Annotated in this window: 5 protein-coding genes; all 5 read left to right on the top strand. The window is 29.6% G+C overall.

What is annotated here, in order from left to right; all coding sequences use genetic code 11:
* Positions 1-870, top strand: an 870-nt coding sequence (locus LJE08_RS12980) for a hypothetical protein (protein WP_227403438.1), incomplete at its 5' end; no start/stop codon positions are given.
* 19 nt (positions 871-889) lie between these two features.
* Complete coding sequence (locus tag LJE08_RS12975) at positions 890-1,432, top strand: zinc ribbon domain-containing protein (RefSeq protein ID WP_227403437.1); 543 nt, start codon at positions 890-892, stop codon at positions 1,430-1,432.
* Between the two features lie 36 nt (positions 1,433-1,468).
* Entirely contained in the window at positions 1,469-2,131 is a 663-nt protein-coding gene (locus LJE08_RS12970) for a sigma-70 family RNA polymerase sigma factor (protein ID WP_227403436.1), read from the top strand.
* A 98-nt stretch (positions 2,132-2,229) separates the two neighbouring features.
* Positions 2,230-2,697: a hypothetical protein gene (locus tag LJE08_RS12965; protein ID WP_227403435.1), complete on the top strand. Its 468-nt coding sequence runs from the start codon at positions 2,230-2,232 to the stop codon at positions 2,695-2,697.
* A 48-nt stretch (positions 2,698-2,745) separates the two neighbouring features.
* Entirely contained in the window at positions 2,746-3,723 is a 978-nt protein-coding gene (locus LJE08_RS12960) for a hypothetical protein (RefSeq protein WP_227403434.1), read from the top strand.
* The last annotated feature ends 65 nt before the right edge of the window (positions 3,724-3,788 follow it).

Here is a 3,788-nt window from a genome sequence, read left to right as displayed (position 1 = left end):
AAGGATATCATTATCAAAACGGTTGGAACAAGTGCAGCAGCCTCAACGGCTGGAGCAGCTGCTACAAAAACAGGTGCATCCAAATCAGGATTTGCGAAATGGTGGGCAAGTAAAACGGCGAGTGTAAAAGCAGGTGTATGTGCTGGAACAGTAGCAGTAACAGGTGCAGCTGGATATGCAGCAGTTGATTATAATAGTAACTATAAACAGGTAGAGAGAGCTGTGGATAAATTAAATGATTTAAGTATCTATCATTTAGAATTTAAGGAATCAGTTGGTGATGGATATGCAGTTAGTCAATATTACTTTAAAAACACAAGTAATAAAGATGAATATTATGGTGCCTATGGTGGTAATGGTTTATCCATTGAATATAAAATAGAAAATGATCAAATATCTTATTCAATGGTTGATGATTTTGATATGGATAATATTAATAAACGTACATTTGATAATCAAATTACTCCAACAAAAAAGAATAGAGAAGAATATATGTATTTAACTATGGGTACAAAAGCATATTATACGTATCTTTTAACAGGAGAAAATTTAAAGCCACAGAAGGCTTTAGCTAATGTTGTTGATAATAAAGAGGCTGCAGATATTGAGTTAAAACAGTGGAAAGATTCGTTGAAAAACAATATTAATAAAGCAGAGGTGACAAAAGATAAAAAAGGAAATATGGTTTATTCATATACAACAATAGAGCAGGTTGTAGATGAAAGTGATGATTCATCTGTGAATGATACGAATGATAAAAAATCCATTATAACGATTAATAAAGATGGATATATTGTGAATAAAAAAATCATAAGAATTACAGATAACCAAGTGGTCAAAGAATTTAACTTTGATATGTTTGTGAAATAAGGGAGTGCAGGGTATATTTATGAAAATTTGTCCAATTTGCGAAGAATTAATCGCAGATGAAGTTAATATTTGTAAAAATTGTGGATTTAGTTTTAATGGGATTAAAAAGGTAGTCGAAACACCAATTCATAAGCCAAAAGAAAAGGTTAGATCTAGAAATAATAATCGAAACAATAGAAACTATAAGATTTTACAACTGTCTAATGTATCGTTGGATGAAGTGAATCGATGGATTGATGAGCACAATGGAAAAATTAAAATTATAGGTTTTTATGGTTCTTTACAATACACCATGTTGATTGCAGCAATGGCAAAATTTAAATATAATACTTTAACAATTAAGTATTATCCAGATGTAGAGGGATATGAATATAAAATTTATAAATCACAACATGTGCAGTTGTTCTTTAGTGATCCATTGAAATCATGCCTGAATGATCTTACACCGATTCCTGATGATTGTAGGATGGTTGGTCGTATTCAAAAAAAATCTATGTATCCTGGTGGGAATGGTCAAACCTTGGCCTGTGTCATTCAATTATTAGAAAGAAAAATTTATTAATAAAAAGAACTGAAGATGTAGGAAATAATAATTATTATGGAAATCAATAAAAATATGACCAGAGCTGAACAGATTGGTCATGTATATGAATATACTTCAAAGTATGCGATTTATATCGGAAGTAGAGTTAAAAATGAAGCTGATTTTGTGGAATCAGTAATTGAAAAAACATATATGGAAGCTGATGAAAGAACAGCTCATTTGTGGGATGATTATAGTTTTGAATATTGGATAGATTATTTTCACAAAAAGTGCATGGAAAGTATTTATGATACGTTAGATCCTGAAAGATTTTCCTTTGATTTTTGTGAAATTAGTGAGGATGTAATAGATTTTGAAGCAAATTTAAAAAATGATAAAACAGATTTTATTTATGATGAAAATGTGAGTTATAATGCTCAAATACGTCTTTTAGATGAAAAACTCGATTTATTATCACCAAAACAAAGGTTTGCGTTGATCTTGTTTTATGTTTTTGATACAGATTTATCTGAAATTGCTGATTTATACAATTTGAAAGAATTAAAAGTAAAATCAATTTTGGCAGATTCTCGTAAGAAATTAAATATGCCAATACCATTCTTTCGTTGGGTATTGAGTTATCAATTGAGTTTACAACCGCCTAAAAGATTTGTTGTAGATGATTTAATTTCTAATACATATTACAAAACAGGAGTGGAACAATATAGGCCATACTAATCATTTTCAAAAAAATTAAAAAAATTTAAATTTAGTATAACCATTTGAAAGATTGTTTCGTCTTATATAGTGAAAAGGTAAATTAGGAGGATATGAGAATGAAAAAATTAGTATTAGGAATGGCTACAGCGTTTATGTTGATGTTAGGATCGATTTCACCTGTGCTTGCATATGAATATGATGGTGTTGACACTTCGGAAATGACACAGGAAGAACTTTGGGCAGCTCAAGAAAAACATCTTCAGGAAAGAATAGAAGCTTCAGAAGACATGCAAAGGACAAAAAAAACGGTTGATACCATGTTTCAAGTTATTCCAGTGCTTATGGTGATAATGGTTGGAGGAACTGTGATTTGTTCTATCTATAATGCGTTTTCTACAAGTCATATTTCGGATGATATGAGTGAATGGAGTAATAGTTCTTCTAAATATGATTATAACAACTATGATCAAAGAGATTATGAACAAGCTGTTGAAGAACAAGTAAAAGTACATGCATCTGTTCATAAACAAGAAAAAGAAATCAAAAAAAATAGTAATCTATTCGATGATGATTATTTGATTTAAAAATATATTGAAAATCATTTAGAACATAATGTTATAGGAGGAGAAAAAATGAGTTTAAATATGGATGAGTTAAATCGTAAGATTGAGGAGAATTTGAAATTGCAAGAGGAAATGAAAAAGCAGCTTGCAGAGATGGAAGAAATTAAAAAGAATTTGTTGAATTCTGAATTACAAGGATTGATGGATAAAAGAAAAGAATTGTTGTCAGAAAAGGATAAATCCAAAGCAACATTAAACAGTTTAAAGAATGAGAAAAGAATTCTTGAAGAAAAGATTTTAAAAGAAGATGAGCACTATAACAGCATCCTAAAAGAATTAGATTCTTTGGATGATAAAATTGCAGGTGTATCTGATATAGGATATGCAAGTAATAAAGAAGAGGTTGTATCTGAAAAGAAAACCACTCCCGAACCAATGATTGAACCAGTAGTAGAAAATATTCCAGAAGAGGTTGTTGAAGAGAAAGCACCAACTAAAACAAAAATGCCTGAAATTCCAAAACAACCAGAATCTATTTTTGAAGAGGCTGTTAAAGTTGCAAAGTCTAATGACAATACTGGTGTTCGTTATAGTAATACATTTAGTGGTTTGAAAAAATATGATGAAGAACTATATTATTTTGTTGATGGATTAGAAAGAAGTGCAGAATATTCTTTTAGTGAAACTTTTACTAAGTTAGGAAATTTCTTGGATTTATTTACAAATAAGATTTTGGCAAAAAATAATGTAAATATCTCTGCAGTAGTACAAAATAAAATGACTACAGTTGATAAATTAACTGCGAAAATCAATTATATTATTTCAAATCAGATTATTACTGTACCAGCAGATAATGTAAGTTATAAATGTGCAGCTTGTGATGAATATATTAAGACAAACTGTTTTACATTCTTAATGATGCTTTATAAGACTGCCATATTACCAAAAGAACAATTACGTAGTTCATACCCAATTTATAACGATGAAGTAATGACAAAATGTTTAAAATGTATCTTATTTGTTTTAAATAGGTTCTATGTAGCATAGGGGTTAAAGTATGGAAAAGGGTTTAATTGTAAGAGCAAGAAAAAAGGATAATGAAGCAATTGCTG

Origin of the sequence: Holdemanella sp. DFI.5.55 (assembly GCF_020593575.1) — a bacterium.
GTDB lineage: Bacteria > Bacillota_I > Bacilli_A > Erysipelotrichales > Erysipelotrichaceae > Holdemanella > Holdemanella hominis.
The sequence above is the reverse complement of the archived record's forward strand: the minus strand, read 5'-3'. Positions and strand labels throughout refer to the sequence as shown.

Coding starts and splice junctions, on each gene's coding strand:
- LJE08_RS12975 (WP_227403437.1), top strand. CDS start 890: ATGAAAATTTGTCCAATTTGCGAAGAATTAATCGCAGATGAAGTTAAT.
- LJE08_RS12965 (WP_227403435.1), top strand. CDS start 2,230: ATGAAAAAATTAGTATTAGGAATGGCTACAGCGTTTATGTTGATGTTA.
- LJE08_RS12970 (WP_227403436.1), top strand. CDS start 1,469: ATGGAAATCAATAAAAATATGACCAGAGCTGAACAGATTGGTCATGTA.
- LJE08_RS12960 (WP_227403434.1), top strand. CDS start 2,746: ATGAGTTTAAATATGGATGAGTTAAATCGTAAGATTGAGGAGAATTTG.